Source organism: Roseateles microcysteis, assembly GCF_036880965.1.
Lineage (GTDB): Bacteria > Pseudomonadota > Gammaproteobacteria > Burkholderiales > Burkholderiaceae_C > JAUASW01.
The window spans coordinates 642227-657675 of record NZ_JBAJMV010000001.1 but is presented as its reverse complement, the minus strand read 5'-3'; the positions used below and the strand labels follow the sequence as shown (position 1 = coordinate 657675).

16 protein-coding genes are annotated in these 15449 nt (G+C 66.4%); 10 read left to right on the top strand and 6 right to left on the bottom strand.

Annotation, left to right across the window (positions count from 1 at the left end; translation table 11 throughout):
• Positions 1-262: 262 nt before the first annotated feature.
• Together V3596_RS03045 and V3596_RS03040 are read right to left on the bottom strand one after the other, a co-directional pair.
• Positions 263-2047 (bottom strand): glutamine--tRNA ligase/YqeY domain fusion protein, encoded by a 1785-nt coding sequence (locus V3596_RS03045; RefSeq protein ID WP_334276117.1) that lies wholly within the window; start codon positions 2045-2047, stop codon positions 263-265.
• A 50-nt stretch (positions 2048-2097) separates the two neighbouring features.
• Positions 2098-2433, bottom strand: a complete 336-nt coding sequence (locus tag V3596_RS03040) for a 2TM domain-containing protein (RefSeq protein WP_334276116.1) — start codon at positions 2431-2433, stop codon at positions 2098-2100.
• A gap of 209 nt (positions 2434-2642) precedes the next feature.
• Between V3596_RS03040 and V3596_RS03035 the strand changes: the two genes are divergently transcribed.
• Positions 2643-3416, top strand: a complete 774-nt coding sequence (locus tag V3596_RS03035) for a flagellar hook protein (protein WP_334276115.1) — start codon at positions 2643-2645, stop codon at positions 3414-3416.
• A 1-nt stretch (position 3417) separates the two neighbouring features.
• On the opposite strand, the gene V3596_RS03030 is transcribed toward V3596_RS03035, so the two are convergent.
• From V3596_RS03030 to V3596_RS03015, 4 genes are all read right to left on the bottom strand, one after another.
• The gene (locus V3596_RS03030; RefSeq protein WP_334276114.1) at positions 3418-4212 is read right to left on the bottom strand and encodes a LytR/AlgR family response regulator transcription factor; all 795 of its coding nucleotides are present in this window, start codon (positions 4210-4212) and stop codon (positions 3418-3420) included.
• Positions 4209-5288 carry a sensor histidine kinase gene (locus tag V3596_RS03025; protein ID WP_334276113.1) on the bottom strand — a complete coding sequence of 360 codons (1080 nt, stop codon included), beginning with the start codon at positions 5286-5288 and terminating at the stop codon, positions 4209-4211. Before V3596_RS03025 ends, V3596_RS03030 begins: the two co-directional genes overlap by 4 nt.
• A complete protein-coding gene (locus V3596_RS03020) occupies positions 5285-5794 on the bottom strand; it encodes a DUF6622 family protein (protein WP_334276112.1) in 510 nt (169 codons plus the stop codon). The genes V3596_RS03025 and V3596_RS03020 overlap by 4 nt, the downstream gene beginning before the upstream one ends.
• A 128-nt stretch (positions 5795-5922) precedes the next feature.
• The gene (locus V3596_RS03015) at positions 5923-7479 is read right to left on the bottom strand and encodes a helicase HerA-like domain-containing protein (protein WP_334276111.1); all 1557 of its coding nucleotides are present in this window, start codon (positions 7477-7479) and stop codon (positions 5923-5925) included.
• 187 nt (positions 7480-7666) lie between these two features.
• Between V3596_RS03015 and V3596_RS03010 the strand changes: the two genes are divergently transcribed.
• The 9 genes from V3596_RS03010 (at position 7667) to rng (ending at position 15383) form a co-directional block, all read left to right on the top strand.
• Positions 7667-8392: a YebC/PmpR family DNA-binding transcriptional regulator gene (locus V3596_RS03010; RefSeq protein ID WP_334276110.1), complete on the top strand. Its 726-nt coding sequence runs from the start codon at positions 7667-7669 to the stop codon at positions 8390-8392.
• Positions 8393-8468: 76 nt separating this feature from the next.
• On the top strand, positions 8469-9749 hold the full coding sequence (gene purD, locus V3596_RS03005; RefSeq protein ID WP_334276109.1) for a phosphoribosylamine--glycine ligase: 1281 nt from the start codon (positions 8469-8471) through the stop codon (positions 9747-9749).
• Entirely contained in the window at positions 9746-10378 is a 633-nt protein-coding gene (locus V3596_RS03000; RefSeq protein WP_334276108.1) for a 1-acyl-sn-glycerol-3-phosphate acyltransferase, read from the top strand. Before purD ends, V3596_RS03000 begins: the two co-directional genes overlap by 4 nt.
• Before the next feature lie 2 nt (positions 10379-10380).
• Complete coding sequence (hemF, locus tag V3596_RS02995) at positions 10381-11316, top strand: oxygen-dependent coproporphyrinogen oxidase (protein ID WP_334276107.1); 936 nt, start codon at positions 10381-10383, stop codon at positions 11314-11316.
• 1 nt (position 11317) lies between these two features.
• On the top strand, positions 11318-11923 hold the full coding sequence (gene nadD, locus V3596_RS02990) for a nicotinate-nucleotide adenylyltransferase (RefSeq protein ID WP_334276106.1): 606 nt from the start codon (positions 11318-11320) through the stop codon (positions 11921-11923).
• An 8-nt stretch (positions 11924-11931) separates the two neighbouring features.
• Entirely contained in the window at positions 11932-12798 is an 867-nt protein-coding gene (gene rsfS / locus V3596_RS02985) for a ribosome silencing factor (protein WP_334276105.1), read from the top strand.
• An 8-nt stretch (positions 12799-12806) separates the two neighbouring features.
• On the top strand, positions 12807-13277 hold the full coding sequence (gene rlmH / locus V3596_RS02980) for a 23S rRNA (pseudouridine(1915)-N(3))-methyltransferase RlmH (protein ID WP_334276104.1): 471 nt from the start codon (positions 12807-12809) through the stop codon (positions 13275-13277).
• Positions 13274-13894 (top strand): Maf family protein, encoded by a 621-nt coding sequence (locus tag V3596_RS02975; protein ID WP_334276103.1) that lies wholly within the window; start codon positions 13274-13276, stop codon positions 13892-13894. Before rlmH ends, V3596_RS02975 begins: the two co-directional genes overlap by 4 nt.
• A 4-nt stretch (positions 13895-13898) precedes the next feature.
• Positions 13899-15383 (top strand): ribonuclease G, encoded by a 1485-nt coding sequence (rng, locus tag V3596_RS02970; protein WP_334276102.1) that lies wholly within the window; start codon positions 13899-13901, stop codon positions 15381-15383.
• The last annotated feature ends 66 nt before the right edge of the window (positions 15384-15449 follow it).

Sequence of the window (15449 nt, the reverse complement as noted above, 5' to 3'; positions counted from 1 at the left end):
CGAGCAGCACAGCGGCTCGGGGGCAGCACGCGCAGCGTGCCTCAACGACTGACTTGGCACGCCCTGTCTGAGCGGCACGAACGAAGTGAGTGGAGCGAGTTGCGTGCCGCCCCGAGTTGCGAGCAGCGCAGGGGAGTCGGCCTGCAAGGCCGGCCCCCTTGCCTGAGCCGTGCGGCTGCCCGGGTTGCCGTGCAACGCTCTCCCGACGTGGCTTCGCGAACGGCCGCAACGTGCCGAGAGCAGGCGCTACTGCACGCGAGCCCTACTTGGTGAAGTTGTCCCGCAAGCCGGTGATCTTGTTGAACACCGGCTTGCCTGCCCTGTGGTCCACACGATCGGCCACGAAGTAGCCATGCCGCTCGAACTGGAACTTGGTATCCGCAGCCACAGCAGACAAGGAAGGCTCCAGGTACGCTGTAACGACCTTCTTGCTGCCCGGGTTCAGCACCTCGAGGAAATCGCGGCCACCCGCATCCGGCTGTTCTTCGGTGAACAGGCGGTCGTACAGGCGCACCTCGGCGGCAATCGCTTCATGCGCGCTCACCCAGGTGATCACGCCCTTGACCTTCACTGAATCGGCGCCCGGCGTGCCGCTCTTGGTGTCCGGAACGATCGTGGCGAGCACGGCGGTGATGTTGCCGTTCTCGTCCTTCTCGCAGCCCGTGCACTCGACGATGTAGCCGTACTTCAGGCGAGCCTTGTTGCCCGGATACAGACGGTGGTAGCCCTTGGGCGCCACTTCCTGGAAGTCTTCGCGCTCGATCCAGACATCGGGGCCCAGCGTGAAGTTGCGCGTGCCCAGTTCAGGCACATGGGGATGTGCCGGGGCGTGGCAGGCTTCCTTGTGCTCGGCGCTGCCGAACAGCTCGACCCAGTTGGTGAGCTTGAGCTTCACCGGGTCCAGCACCGCGCTGGCGCGCGCGGCCTTGCCTTCCAGGTCGGCGCGCAGATAGCCGTCGAGCACCGAGTATTCCAGCCAGGCATTGGTCTTGGTCACGCCGGTGGACTCGACCATGGCGCGCACGGCCTCCGGCGTGTAGCCGCGGCGGCGCATGCCGACCAGGGTGGGCATGCGTGGGTCGTCCCAGCCGGTCACATGCTGCTCGTCCACCAGCTGCTTCAGTTTGCGCTTGCTGGTGACCACATAGGAGAGGTTGAAGCGACCGAACTCGTATTGATGCGGCAGCGGGCGGGCCAGCAGGCCGCCATCGGCCAAGGCGTTCAAGAGCCAGTCGTAGAACGGGCGCTGGTCTTCGAACTCCAGCGTGCACAGACTGTGCGTGATGCGCTCCAGCGCGTCTTCGATCGGGTGGGCGAAGGTGTACATCGGATAGATGCACCACTGGTCGCCGGTGTTGTGATGGGTGGCGCGGCGGATGCGATACAGGGCCGGGTCGCGCATATTGATGTTCGGCGAGGCCATGTCGATCCTGGCGCGCAGAATCATGGCGCCGTCGGCATGCTGGCCATCACGCATCTCGCGGAAGCGCGCCAGGTTCTCTTGCGGCGTGCGGCTGCGGAACGGGCTGTCCTTGCCGGGCGTCGTGAAGTCGCCGCGGTTGGCGCGCATCTCGTCGGGCGTCTGCTCGTCCACATAGGCCAGGCCCTGTTCGATCAGGTACTCGGCCGCGCGGTACATGAAGTCGAAGTAGTTGCTGGCGAAGAACAGGTGCGAGGTGCCACCCGCGTTCCAGTCCCAGCCCAGCCAGGTGACCATCTCCTTGATCGCGTCGACGTACTCCTGCTCTTCCTTCTCCGGATTGGTGTCGTCGAAGCGCAGGTGGCAGATGCCGCCGTAGTCGCGTGCCAGGCCGAAGTTCAGGCAGATGCTCTTGGCATGGCCGATGTGCAGGTAGCCGTTCGGCTCGGGCGGGAAGCGGGTGCGGATCCTGGCCGGGTCGACCTGGCCGCCCTCGTGGTGGGCCGCGTCACCGGGCGTGCCGGCGAACTTGCGGCCCTGGGTCAGGCCGGCGTCGAGGTCGCGCTCGATGATGGCGCGAAGGAAGTTGTTGCTGACGGGCTTGGCGTCGTCGCTGGTATGGGACATAGAGGCGCCCCGGCGCCGGTCCGGGGCTGTGCAATTTGCTTGGGCACGAATTATCGCTGCTGGCGGCGGCGCAGGGTTTCGAGTTCCTTGTCCATCAGATGCTGGCGCAGATCGCCGCCCTGCAGTGACACGAAGGTGACGATGCCGTGGATCGCCAGGCCGATGCCCCAGGGCACCATCGGCACGAAGTGCCAGCGGCCATGGCCCCAGCCCCAGTCGCTGCCGGCATGGCCGAGCACATAGAGGCCCAGGTTGACCAGCACATAGACCAGGGCGTGGGTGTAGAAGCCCATTTTCTGGTCCACGCGGCGCTTTGCCAGCATGTGCAGTTCGTCGTCGGCGCTTGTGGTGGTGGTGTTGCTCAGGCTTTGCTCGTTGCTGCTCATTTCTCGCTCCTGGATGTTGGTCTGGTATGGAACGAATTCTGCGGCGCGCCGGCCCGGCCGGCCCGGGAAATGTGACGAATGGACAAGGCAGGGCGCCAGTGGCCATTGGACGGCGCCGGTGGATCAGGCAGGGCTTGGCGCGGCTTTTCCGGCCGCTGGCGGCGCCCTCTGGGGCTACCCTGAAGCCTTGGCATTGGACAAGCAAACCCATGGACCTGCAAAGCCTTTCCGGCCTGGTCGGCCGCGGCGACAGCACGCTGTCGCAAGCCGGCTCGAGCAAGACCACTCTGAGCGCCGACAGCCTGAGCAAGATCTCACCGGCCTTGGCCAAGGCACGCGAGCGCGTGGTGGCGCAGGAGCAATCGACGGCGACCTCGCTGTCGGTGCTTGGCAAATACAAATCGGCCTTGGCCTCGCTGGTCGGCACGGCCGGCGGCCTGGGCAAGCTCGGTTCCGGCAGCACGCCGGCCGCCGTCCAGTCGGCGCTCGAGGCCTTCGCGGCGGACTACAACAGCGCGACTTCCGGCGCGCGCGAGGCTTTCGCCCAAGGCGGGTCGAACCTGGGCAGCAGCACCCTGTTGGGCGATCTGCGCCGTGCCTTGAACCAGCGCACGGCACCGCCCACCCTGCATGCACTGGGCATCAGGGCGCAGGCGGACGGCACCGTGAAGTTGGATGCCGCCGCCCTCAAGACGGCGCTGGCCGCGAACGGCAAGGGTGTCACGGGCGCGCTCTCGCAGTTCGGCGCGGCCGTGGGCAAGCTGGCCGAGGGTGGGCTCAGCAGCTCGAGCCGGCTCACTTCAGCGCTGAGCAGCCTCGGCAACCGACTGACGGCGCTGAAGAAGCAGGAAGACGCCTTGCTGAGCGCCGCCACCAAGCTGTCGAACAGCCGCACGACCAGCGCCAAGACCAGCACCGATCCAACCATCCTCAAGGCACAGCAACTCCTGCAGCAGGCCTACCAGGGCACACAGGGCTCTTAGGCTAGAGGCCCTTGAACAGATGGGCATACATGCGGCTGACGCCCAGCCGCTCCTTGCAGCCATGCAGATGCAGGCTGAGCTTGCCGGCTTCGTCGCGCACCGCCCGCTCGATCGCATCGCTGCGCACCACGATGCTGCGATGAATCTGCCAGAAGCGTGAGGTGTCGAGCTGGGGCAGAAGTTCGCGCAGGGAGATGCGCACCAGATGCTCCTTGCCGCTCGTGACGATGACGCGCACGTACTTGTCGGCCGCTTCGAAAAAAATCACCTCGTCCACCGGCACCATCACGATGCTGCTGCCCACGCTGACCTGCAGAAGGCGCAAGGGTTGGGCGGCAGTTGCGGCCGGCGCGGCGCTGAGCAGGCCACGCAATTGCTGGACGGCGGCTTGCAAGGCATCGTCCTGCTTGGGTGCGAGGGCCTCCTTGAGCCGGGCGACCGTCTGTGCCAGCCGCTCGGGCTGCACGGGCTTGAGCACATAGTCGACCGCCGCATGCTCGAAGGCCTGCAAGGCGTACTGGTCGTAGGCGGTGACGAAGACCAGCTTGGGGAAGGGCTCGCCCTCGGGCCAGTCCTCGGTCAGCGCTGCGGCGGCTTCCAGCCCCGTCATGCCGGGCATGCGGATGTCCAGGAAGCACAGGGTCGGCTTGTGGGCCAGGGCCGCATCGACCGCCGCCTGGCCGTGCGCCACCTGGGCCACGATCTGCAGCTCCGGCCAGAGCTTGGCCAGCTCCTGGCGCAGGTTCTCGGCCAGCAGGGCTTCGTCTTCGGCAATCAGGGCAGTGATGGGCTTCATGGCTGTGGAATCCGTATCGAACAAAGCGTGCCGCCACCGGGGGCAGGGCTGATTTCCAGGCTGGCGCTCGGGCCGTAGCGCGTGGCCAGGCGCTCGCGTACCTGCTGCAGACCGAAGCCCGTGCCGGCGGCATCGGGTGTGGCTGAAAGGCCGGCGCCGCTGTCCTGCACCTGCAGCAGCAGGACCTGGCCTTGCATCTCAGCGCGGACGACGAGCTCGCCGCCTTCCACATGCGGCTCCAGCCCATGCTTGATCGCGTTCTCGACCAGCGGCTGAAGGAGCAGCGGCGGAATCTCCAGCCCGGCCAGTTCGGCCGGCAGCTGGAAAGCGGGCCGCAGGCGCGAGCCCATGCGCACCTGCATCAGGGCCAGGTAGTCGCTCAGTCGGGCGAACTCGGCACTCAAGGGATGGCTGCCGCTGCGCGAGGCCTGCAGGGTGGCGCGCAGGAAGGCGATGAGCTGGTCCAGCATGGCCTGGGCCCGGGCCGGGTCCATGCCGATCAGCACGCGCAGATTGGCCAGCGTGTTGAACAGCATGTGCGGTTCAAGCTGCGACTCCAGCAGGCGCAATTGCGTTTCTGCGGCGATGCGGGCTGCTTGCTGGGCCTGGGTCTCGGCATTCGCGATGCGGCTCTGGCCGACGAAGAACAGCGTGATCGCAGCGCCCGGCACGATGGCGATGAACACCATGGTCACCGCGCGGCGCAGGCTGACATCGAAGATGCCGCTGTTCTGGATGCCGGTCAACAGCACTGCCAGCTCGTTGCCAATGGTGTAGCCGATCATCGTGCCCAGCACCAGGCTGAGGACCTCGCGCAGCCAGGCGGGCGCCGGCCTGTGCAGCAGGTGCTCGCAAAAGAGCTCGACGCCGCGGCGCATCGCTTGCACTGCAACGGAGCAGCCGGCGGCGATGCAGAAGCAGAACACCGCGGTGATGCCCACGGGCTGTTGCAAGAGCAGCACCAGCCCGATGGTGACGGCTGTGGCGGCTGCGGCAACGGTGCCAATCTGCCAGGCGGCCCAGCGCAGCCAGTCCTCGCGGCTGCGCTCGGCCCAGGGCGTGTGGATGTTCTTCATGCAAAGGCCGCTTGGGCGTTGGTGCGGCCGAGGCCAAGTATGTTCAGCGTGCGGCCGAGGAAGGCGCCGCTCAGCGCACCGAACAGGCTGCTGAAGCCGATGGCCACGTCGGTCTGCAGGGCCAGCGCGGGGTTCATCGCCAGGCCCATGCCCAGGATGAACTTGCCGACGAAGATGGCCAGCATCAGGCCCATCGGGATCCAGCTGCCGGGCACCACGTATTGGCCGCCCTCGACGCGGGCGCGCCCGGGCCAGCCGCTCCAGCGGACCAGGGTCAGGCTGGTCAGCAGGCCGGCGCCCCAGGCCAGGATCGGCGTGGCTGCAAAGCCGAAGGTGTTTTCGATCCCCCAGGCGCCATAGGCCAGAAAGATCGCCGGCACCAGCATCAGACGCAGCCTGGACATGCGTCGCTCACGGCTCAGGCGCAAGCCCATGAGGACCAGGAAGGCGAGGATGGCCCAGACCCAGACGGGGATGTGCGTGAGGATGATGGCGGCAGTTTGCATGGCGCTTCCTGTGTATTGCGTGTTGACAGGCTTGAATGCTGAGGCCCTGGTCGCCGCCCCGCCATGCGGCTGCGACCAAGGGTTCAGGCCGGGTGCGAAACGCCGCCGATGCGGCGCGAGCGGGGGCCTCAGCGGCGCCGGCTGCCTCCGCCGCCGAGGATGCTGCCGAGCACGCCACGGATGATTTCTCGGCCTACCGAGGAGCCGATCGAGCGCATGGCCGACTTGGCGGCGGCTTCCGCAAGCCCTTCACGCCGGCCGCCGCGCGGGCCGGTCGAGCCGAAGAGCACGTCCTTCAGGCCGCCAAGCATGCCGCCGCCATCGTCCGTCGGGACTTGGGCAGTGCTTGGCGTGGGCATCGATGGCGGCGGAGCGGCGGGGCCGGCGCTCGGAGCCGAAGGCGCAGCCGCCGCCGGCTTGCCCTTGAGCTTCTCGTAGGCCGATTCGCGGTCCACTGCCTTCTCGTACACGCCCGCCACCAGCGAGCTCTGGATCAGGGCCTGGCGCTGCTCGGGCTTGATCGGGCCGATCTGGCTGCCCGGTGGCAGCACGAAGACCCGCTCGGTGATGCTGGGCCGGCCTTTCTCGTCCAGGAGGCTGACCAGGGCTTCGCCCACGGCCAGCTCGGTGATCGCGGTTTCGATGTCCAGCCCCGGCTTGGCCCGCATCGTTTCGGCGGCGGCCTTGACCGCCTTCTGGTCGCGCGGCGTGAAGGCGCGCAGCGCATGCTGGACCCGGTTGCCGAGCTGGCCGAGCACGGAGTCGGGAATGTCCAGCGGGTTCTGGGTCACGAAATAGACGCCGACGCCCTTGGAGCGGACCAGGCGCACAACCAGCTCGATGCGCTCGACCAGGGCCGGCGCCGCATCCTTGAAGAGCAGGTGGGCCTCATCGAAGAAGAAGACGAGCTTGGGCTTGTCCAGGTCGCCCACCTCGGGCAGGGTTTCGAACAGCTCGGAGAGCATCCACAGGAGGAAGCTGGCGTAGAGGCGCGGCGAGGCCAGCAGCTTGTCGGCGGCCAGGATGTTGATGACGCCGGCACCGCTCTCGGTCTGCATCAGGTCGGCGATGTTGAGCATCGGTTCGCCGAAGAACTTGTCGCCGCCCTGGGCGTCGATCTGCAGGAGGCCGCGCTGGATCGCGCCGATGGAAGCGGCCGAGACGTTGCCGTATTCGGTGGTGAACTGGCTGCTGTTGTCGCCCACGTACTGCAGCATGGCGCGCAGGTCTTTCAGGTCCAGCAGCAGCAGGCCGTTGTCGTCAGCGATCTTGAACACCAGTTGCAGCACGCCGGCCTGGGTTTCGTTCAGGGCCAGCATGCGTGCCAGCAAGAGTGGCCCCATGTCGGAGACCGTGGCGCGCACCGGATGGCCTTGCTCGCCGAATACATCCCACAGCGTGGTCGGGCAGGCGGCGCGGGCGGGCGGCTCGATGCCCCGTTCCTTGAGGATGGCCAGCAGCTTCTCGGAGGGCGTGCCGACCTGTGAAATGCCGGTCAGGTCGCCCTTCACGTCGGCCATGAAGACCGGCACGCCAAGCGTGCTGAAGGACTCTGCAAGCTTTTGCAGGCTGATGGTCTTGCCGGTGCCGGTGGCCCCGGTGATCAGGCCATGTCGGTTGGCCAACTGGGGCAGCAGCAGGCATTCGGTGGCGGCGTTGCGCGCCAGCAGGATTGGATCGGCCATCGGGAGAGCTCCAGATCGGGGGGCTATAGCGCTTTGCACTTCAGAGAAGACTCATATCGCCGGGGCGATGTGATGTCGGAACTAAGGCGCTTGCGGCTCAGAGAAGACTCATATCGCCGAGGCGATGTGATGTCGGAACTAAAATCGCAGTCTATCCAACCAATATGCAGGCCAGGAGCAAGCCAAGATGGCAGGTCATTCGAAGTGGGCCAATATCCAGCACCGCAAGGGTCGCCAAGACGAAAAGCGCGGCAAAGTCTGGACCCGCATCATCCGTGAAATCACCGTCGCGGCCCGTCAGGGCGGTGCCGATCTGAGCGCCAATCCGCGCCTGCGTCTGGCCATTGAAAAGGCCAAGGCCGCCAACATGCCGGCGGACCGCATCAAGTACAACGTGGACAAGGCCTCGGGCAACCTCGAGGGCGTGAGCTACGAGGAAATCCGCTACGAAGGCTATGGCATCGGCGGCGCGGCCATCATCGTGGACACGATGACGGACAACCGCGTGCGCACCGTGGCCGAAGTGCGCCACATGTTCAGCAAGTACGGCGGCAATATGGGCACCGAGGGCGCAGTGGCCTTCCAGTTCAAGCATTGCGGCCAGCTGATCTACGCGCCCGGCGCCTCGGAAGACAAGATCATGGACGTCGCGCTGGAAGCCGGTGCCGACGATGTGATCACCGATGACGACGGCGCCATCGAGGTGTTGACGCCGCCGACTCAGTTCGAAGCCGTCAAGAACGCGCTGGAAGCTGCAGGCTTCACCGCCGACGTGGCCGAAGTGACGATGCGCCCGGAAAACACGATCGAGCTGTCAGGCGAGGACGCCGAGCGCATGCAGAAGCTCCTGGACATGCTGGAAGACCTCGACGACACCCAGGCCCTGTATCACAACGCGAGCATAGAAGCATGAGCCCCCACGCAAGTTGTCACTTGCTGCCCCCCGCGGGGGCGTTCGCCCTCCTTGGGGCGGCCCTGCGGAGGTCGGCATGAAAGTTCTGGTCATTGGCAACGGCGGGCGTGAACACGCGCTGGCCTGGAAGCTCTCGCAAAGCGAGCGTGTTTCGCAGATCTATGTGGCGCCAGGCAATGGCGGCACGGCGCATGACGTCCGCTTCAAGAACGTGCCGCTGACGGACGTGAAGGCGCTGGCCGACTTCGCTGTCGAGCAGAAGATTTCGGTGACCGTCGTCGGCCCCGAGGCCTACCTGGCTGCCGGGGTGGTGGACGAATTCCGCGCGCGCGGCCTGCGCATCTTCGGCCCCACCAAGGCGGCCGCGCAGCTCGAATCGAGCAAGGCCTTCGCCAAGGACTTCATGAAGCGCCACGGCATCCCGACGGCTGCCTACGACACCTTCACCGACGCTGCGGCCGCCCACGCCTATGTGGATGCACAGGGCGCACCCATCGTCATCAAGGCCGACGGCCTGGCGGCGGGCAAGGGTGTGGTCGTCGCGATGACGCTGACCGAGGCGCATGAAGCCATCGACTGGATCCTCGCGGACAACAAGCTCGGCGTGGTGCACAACGAAGGTGGCGCGCGCGTCGTCATCGAGCAGTTCCTCGAAGGCGAGGAGGCCAGCTTCATCGTGCTGTGTGACGGCAAGAACGTGATCTCGCTGGCAACGAGCCAGGACCACAAGCGCCTGCTGGACGGCGATGCCGGCCCGAATACCGGCGGCATGGGCGCCTACTCGCCCGCACCGGTGGTCACGCCAAACGTGCATGCCAAGGTGATGCACGAGATCATCATGCCGACCATTTCCGGCATGGCCCGAGACGGCATTCCCTTCACCGGCTTCCTCTATGCCGGCCTGATGATCGACAGCCACGGCCAGCCGCGCACGGTCGAGTTCAACACCCGCATGGGCGATCCGGAAACCCAGCCCATCATGATGCGGCTCAAGAGCGACCTGCTGGAGGTGATGCTGCACGCCACGGATGGCACGCTCGACCAGGTCGAGCTGCAATGGGACCGCCGCGTGGCGCTGGGCGTGGTGCTGGCGGCCGAAGGCTATCCGCTCAACCCACGCAAGGGCGACGCGATCACCGGTCTGCCGGCTGAAACCGACAACGCCATGGTCTTCCATGCCGGTACGGCTGACAAAGACGGCACGCTCGTCACCAGCGGCGGCCGCGTGCTTTGCGTGACGGCCCTGGGCGAATCGGTGAAGACGGCGCAGCAGCATGCCTACGAGGCGCTGAGCGGCATCCAGTTCGCCGGCAAGCAGTACCGGCAGGACATCGGCCATCGGGCGGTCAAGCGTTGAGCACGACGAACCCCGAGTTGCCCCGCCTGATCGCCGGCAAGGCCGAGTTCAAGGCGCCTGGCAGCAGCATCGCGCAAGGCATTCTTCGCATGGCCGGCTGGACGCTGCGCTATGAAGGCCTGCCAGCCGGGCAGGGCGTGATCATGGTCTACCCGCACACCTCGAACTGGGATTTCATCCTCGGCGTGCTGGTCAAGTGGGCCTTCGGCATCCAGGCGCGCTGGTGGGGCAAGGACAGCCTGTTCAAGATCCCGCTGCTGGGCCCCTGGGCCCGCGGTATCGGCGGCATTCCGGTGGACCGTGCGAATGCCAGCGGCCTGGTCGGCAACACCGCAGACCAGATGAAGGCGGCGCGCGCCAACAGGGAACTTTTCTGGCTGGCCGTGGCGCCGGAGGGCACGCGCTCGCTGGTGAGCGGCTGGCGTTCGGGCTCCTACCATGTCGCCGTACAGGCGCAGGCGCCGGTGGGCCTGGCCTACTTCGACTTCGCGACCAAGACCGTGGGCCTGACCGACTTCGTCGAGCTGAGCGGCGACCCGGACAAGGACTTCGCCCTGTTCGCCAAGGTGCTGGCGCCCTATCGCGGCAAGCGGCCCGAGCTGGCCGGGCCGGTCAAGCTGAGGACCTGAGCATGGAAACCCAAGCAGTACGCAGCTATCTGCTCGACCTGCAGCAGCGCATCATTGCCGGCTTGCAGGCGGCGGATGGCGGTGAATTCATCAGCGACGGCTGGCAGCGCGAGCCTGGCGGCCGGCTCGAGGGCGATGGCGTCTCGCGCCTGATCGAGGGCGGTGCGGTGTTCGAGCGCGGCGGCTGCAATTTCTCGCATGTGCGGGGCCGGGTCTTGCCGCCGTCGGCCACCCAGCATCGCCCCGAACTTGCGGGCGCGCCTTTCGAGGCCATGGGCGTTTCGCTGGTGATCCATCCGCAGAACCCCTTTGTGCCGACGGTGCACATGAATGTGCGCATGTTTGCGGCCCTGCCGGCTGGCCGTGAGCCGGTCGTCTGGTTCGGCGGCGGCATGGACCTGACGCCGTACTACGGCTTCGAGCGTGATGCCCAGCATTTCCATCGCACCTGCCGCGAGGCGCTGGCGCCGCATGGAGCGGATCTGTTCCCGCGCTTCAAGACCTGGTGCGACGAGTACTTCTTCCTGAAGCATCGCAACGAGCCGCGCGGCGTGGGCGGCGTCTTCTTCGACGATTACGCCGAGGGCGGCTTTGAAGCGGCCTTTGCCACGATGCGCTCGGTGGGTGATGCCTTCCTGCCGGCCTATCTGCCGATCGTCGAGCGCCGCCAGGGCTATGCCTATGGTGAGCGCGAGCGCGACTTCCAGGCCTATCGGCGCGGCCGCTATGTCGAGTTCAACCTGGTGTTCGACCGCGGTACGCTGTTCGGCCTGCAGTCGGGTGGCCGCACCGAGGCCATCCTGATGTCGATGCCGCCGCTGGTGAAGTGGCGTTACGACTGGCAACCGGAAGAGGGCTCGCCCGAGGCGAAGCTTTATTCGGACTTCCTGCGCCCCCGTGACTGGGCCGACGAGCCGGCCACGCATCTGTGGCTTTGACATGCCCTTGATGCTGGCGCCGCGGGTCGGGCTGTTCGGCGGCAGCTTCGATCCGCCGCACCTGGCGCACCGGGCCTTGGCGGCCTGCGCGCTGGCCGAATTGAAGCTCGACAAACTGCTCTGGATACCCGCCGGCCAGCCCTGGCAGAAAGCTGGGCGACAATTGGCCCCGGCCGAACACCGGCGCGCCATGGTCGAGCTGATGATCGACGATGAATCGCGCTTTGAACTGGACGACTGCGAAATGCGCCGAACCGGCGCCAGCTATACGGTGGAGACCCTGCGCGAAAGAGCAGCGAATCACCCGGGCGAGCAGCTCTTCCTCATCATCGGCCAGGACCAGTACGCCCGCTTGAACACCTGGCGCGACTGGCCCGAGATCCTGCAGCGTGCCACGATTGCCGTGGCGGCCCGTGCCGGCGAAGCCATCCAGGCAGCACCGGAACTGCAGGTCACCCCCCATCAGAGCTTCAAGCTGGCATTGCCGGCCATGGAGCATTCAGCCACAGCCGTGCGTCAAAAAGTGATGCGTGGCGAGGACATCCGCCCCATGGTGGGCAACGCGGTCGCGGGTTATATTTCCCGGCACCGCCTCTACAGAGAGTGAGTCACTGAATGGACATTCGTAAGCTGCAGCGCGCCATCGTCGATGGTCTGGAAGACGTGAAGGCCCAGAACATCCAGGTCTTCAATACCGAGCATCTGTCGCCGCTGTTCGAGCGCGTGATCATTGCCTCGGGCACCAGCAACCGCCAGACCAAGGCACTGGCCTCCAGCGTGCGGGTGACGGTCAAGGAGCGCGGCATGCAGGTGATGCGCACCGAAGGTGAAGACAACGGCGAATGGATCATCGTGGACTGCGGTGCCGCCGTCGTGCACGTGATGCAGCCTGCCATCCGTGACTACTACCACCTCGAAGAAATCTGGGGCGGCAAGCCGGTCAAGCTGAAGCTGGGCGACGGCGAAGTGCGCCTGGTAAAGGCTTCCGAGCCGGAAGACGAAGCACCAGCCAAGCCTGCCAAGAAGAATGCTGGCAAGGCGCCAGCCAAGAAGACGGCACCGTCGGCAGCGCCCTCCAAGGTCACCGGCACCAAGACGGCTGCGGCCAAGAAGGCGGCTCCGGCTGCCAAGAAGGCAGCGCCTGCGGCCAAGAAGGTCGCCGCAGCCAAGCCGCCGCTGCGCAAGCCCGCAGGCAAGACGGCTGCCAAGACGCCCGCAACCCGTACACCCGCAACCCGCACGCCAGCCACGCGTACACCGGCTACCCGTACCCCCGCCGCGCGCACGCCAGCCACCCGCGTGGCGGCTGAAGCGCCGGTGAAGACGATCAAGGTCGGCGCCGCCAAGCCCGCAGCCAAGAAGGCTGCACCGGCCAAGAAGGCCGTCACCAAGACCGTGGGCCGCAAGACCGCCGTGGCGGCCAAGCCCGCAGCAAAGCCAGCAGCCAAGAAGGCAGCGCCCGCCAAGAAGTCGGCGCGCTGATTCTGTAGATGCGGCTCTGGCTTGTTGCCGTCGGCCAGCGCCAGCCGGCCTGGGCTGACACGGCCTACGAGGACTTCGCCAAGCGCTTTCCGCCCGAGCTGAAGCTCGAGCTGAAGGCGGTCAAGGCCGAGCCTCGTGGCGCCGGCAAGTCGGTCGAGCAGATGATGGCGGCCGAAGCGCAGCGCATCGAGGCTGCGTTGCCCAAGGGTGTGCGCCGCATCATCCTGGATGAGCGCGGGCACCAGCGCACCACGATGCAGCTCGCCGAGAGGCTCAAACTCTGGATGGGCGAGGGGCGCGACGCGGCGCTCATCATCGGCGGGCCCGACGGCCTGCACCCCGACCTGAAGGCCACGGCCGACGAGACCCTGCGCCTGTCGGACCTGACCCTGCCTCACGCCTTCGCACGCGTCCTGCTGGCGGAAGGCCTGTACCGGGCCTGGACGGTCATGGTCAACCATCCCTACCACCGAGAATGAGCGCCTCTCCGTCAGCAACCTCCTTCGACTTTCTCTACCTGGCCTCGCAAAGCCCGCGCCGCCGCCAGCTGCTGGAGCAGATCGGTGTGAAGCTGGAGCTGCTGCTGCCCACGGCAGAGGAAGACGCTGAAGCGCTCGAAGCGGTGCTCCCCGGCGAGAAGCCCGAGGCCTATGTGCAGCGCGTGACCCAGTTGAAGCTCGACGCTGCATTGCAGCGCCTGGAGCGCCGCGGCCTGCCGCCGGCGCCGGTGCTGTGCTCGGACACGACGGTGGCCATCGACGACGACATCCTTGGCAAGCCCGTCGATGCGGCAGAAGCCCTGGCCATGCTCACGCGCCTGGCCGGCCGCCGCCACCGAGTGATCACCGGTGTCGCGGTGGGTCTGGGCGCACGCCGCGATGCGCGATTGAGCGTTTCCGAAGTCGAGTTCGCGCCGGTGTCGCAAGCGGTTCTGCAGCGCTATGTGGACGGCGGCCAGCCCTTCGGCAAGGCTGGCTCCTATGCGATCCAGAGCGAAGCCGCTGCATGGATCTCGCACATCGCCGGCTCTTACTCAGGCATCATGGGCCTGCCGCTCTTCGAGACGGCACAGTTGCTGGAACCTTGGGGTCTGTGAAGACATGGAAGACATTCTGATCAACTGGTCGCCGCAGGAAACGCGGGTGGCCGTCGTCGAGAACGGCTCGGTCCAGGAGCTGCACATCGAGCGCACGCTGGAGCGCGGCCTGGTCGGCAACATCTACTCGGGCAAGGTGGCCCGCGTGTTGCCGGGCATGCAGTCCGCCTTCATCGATATCGGCCTGGAGCGCGCCGCCTTTCTTCATGTGGCCGACCTGCACGTGAACGGCAACAACCATGGCCGCGCGCCGCACAACGAGGCGGGCGTGCCGACGCCGATCGAGCGCCTGGTCTTCGAGGGCCAGGCCTTGACCGTGCAGGTGATCAAGGACCCGATAGGCACCAAGGGCGCCAGGCTTTCCAGCCAGGTCAGCATTGCCGGGCGCATGCTGGTGTTCCTGCCGCAGGACGAGCACATCGGCATCTCGCAGAAGATCGGCTCGCCCGAAACCCGCGAGCAGCTGCGTGCGCGCATGCAGGCCCTTGTGGGCAAGGCCGAGGAGGGCGGCGGCGGTGGCTTCATCCTGCGCACCAATGCCGAAGACGCGACTGACGAAGAGCTGGCGGCTGACATCGCCTATCTGCGCAAGACCTGGGCGACCATCCGCGAGCGTTCTTTCCGCTCGCCCCCGGGTACCTTGCTGCATCAGGACCTGAGCCTCGTGGAGCGCGTGCTGCGCGACCTGACGACGGACCGCACCGGCTCGATCCGCATCGACTCCAAGCTGCAGTTCGATGTGCTGCAGGGCTTTGGCGAGGTCTACATGCCGGCGGCCACGGCCAAGCTGGAGCATTACAAGGGTGAGCGGCCGATCTTCGACCTGAACAATATCGATGCCGAGCTGGACCGCGCGCTGGCCCGGCGAGTGGACCTGAAGTCGGGTGGCTACCTGATCGTCGACCAGACAGAGGCGATGACGACGATCGACGTCAACACCGGCGGCTTCGTGGGTGCCCGCAATTTCGACGACACCATCTTCAAGACCAATCTCGAAGCGGCCGGCGCCATCGCGCGCCAGCTGCGCTTGAGGAATCTGGGCGGCATCATCATTGTCGACTTCATCGACATGACGCGCGAGGAGCACAAGACTTCTGTCCTGAGCGAATTCAAGAAGCAGTTGAGCCGCGACCGCACCAAGGTGACCGTGGGCGGGTTCACGCAGCTTGGCCTGGTGGAGATGACGCGCAAACGCACCCGCGAATCGCTGGCCCGCATGCTGTGCGAGCCCTGCCCGACCTGCGAAGGCCGCGGCCAGGTCAAGACGGCACGTTCGGTCTGCTACGACATCATGCGCGAGATCCTGCGCGAGGCGCGCCAGTTCTCGCCCAAGGAGTTCCGCGTCGTGGCCGCCGCCAATGTGGTCGAGATGCTGCTGGACGAGGAGAGCCAGCACCTGGCTGGCCTGTCGGATTTCATCGGCAAGCCGATTTCGCTGTCGGCCGAGCCGACCAACCAGACCGAGCACTACGACATCGTGCTGCTCTAGTGTCAGGTCCCAACTGCCAGAGTTTCCGGGTGTGCGCATTTCGCCCATGTGGACCTTGTTCCGCGA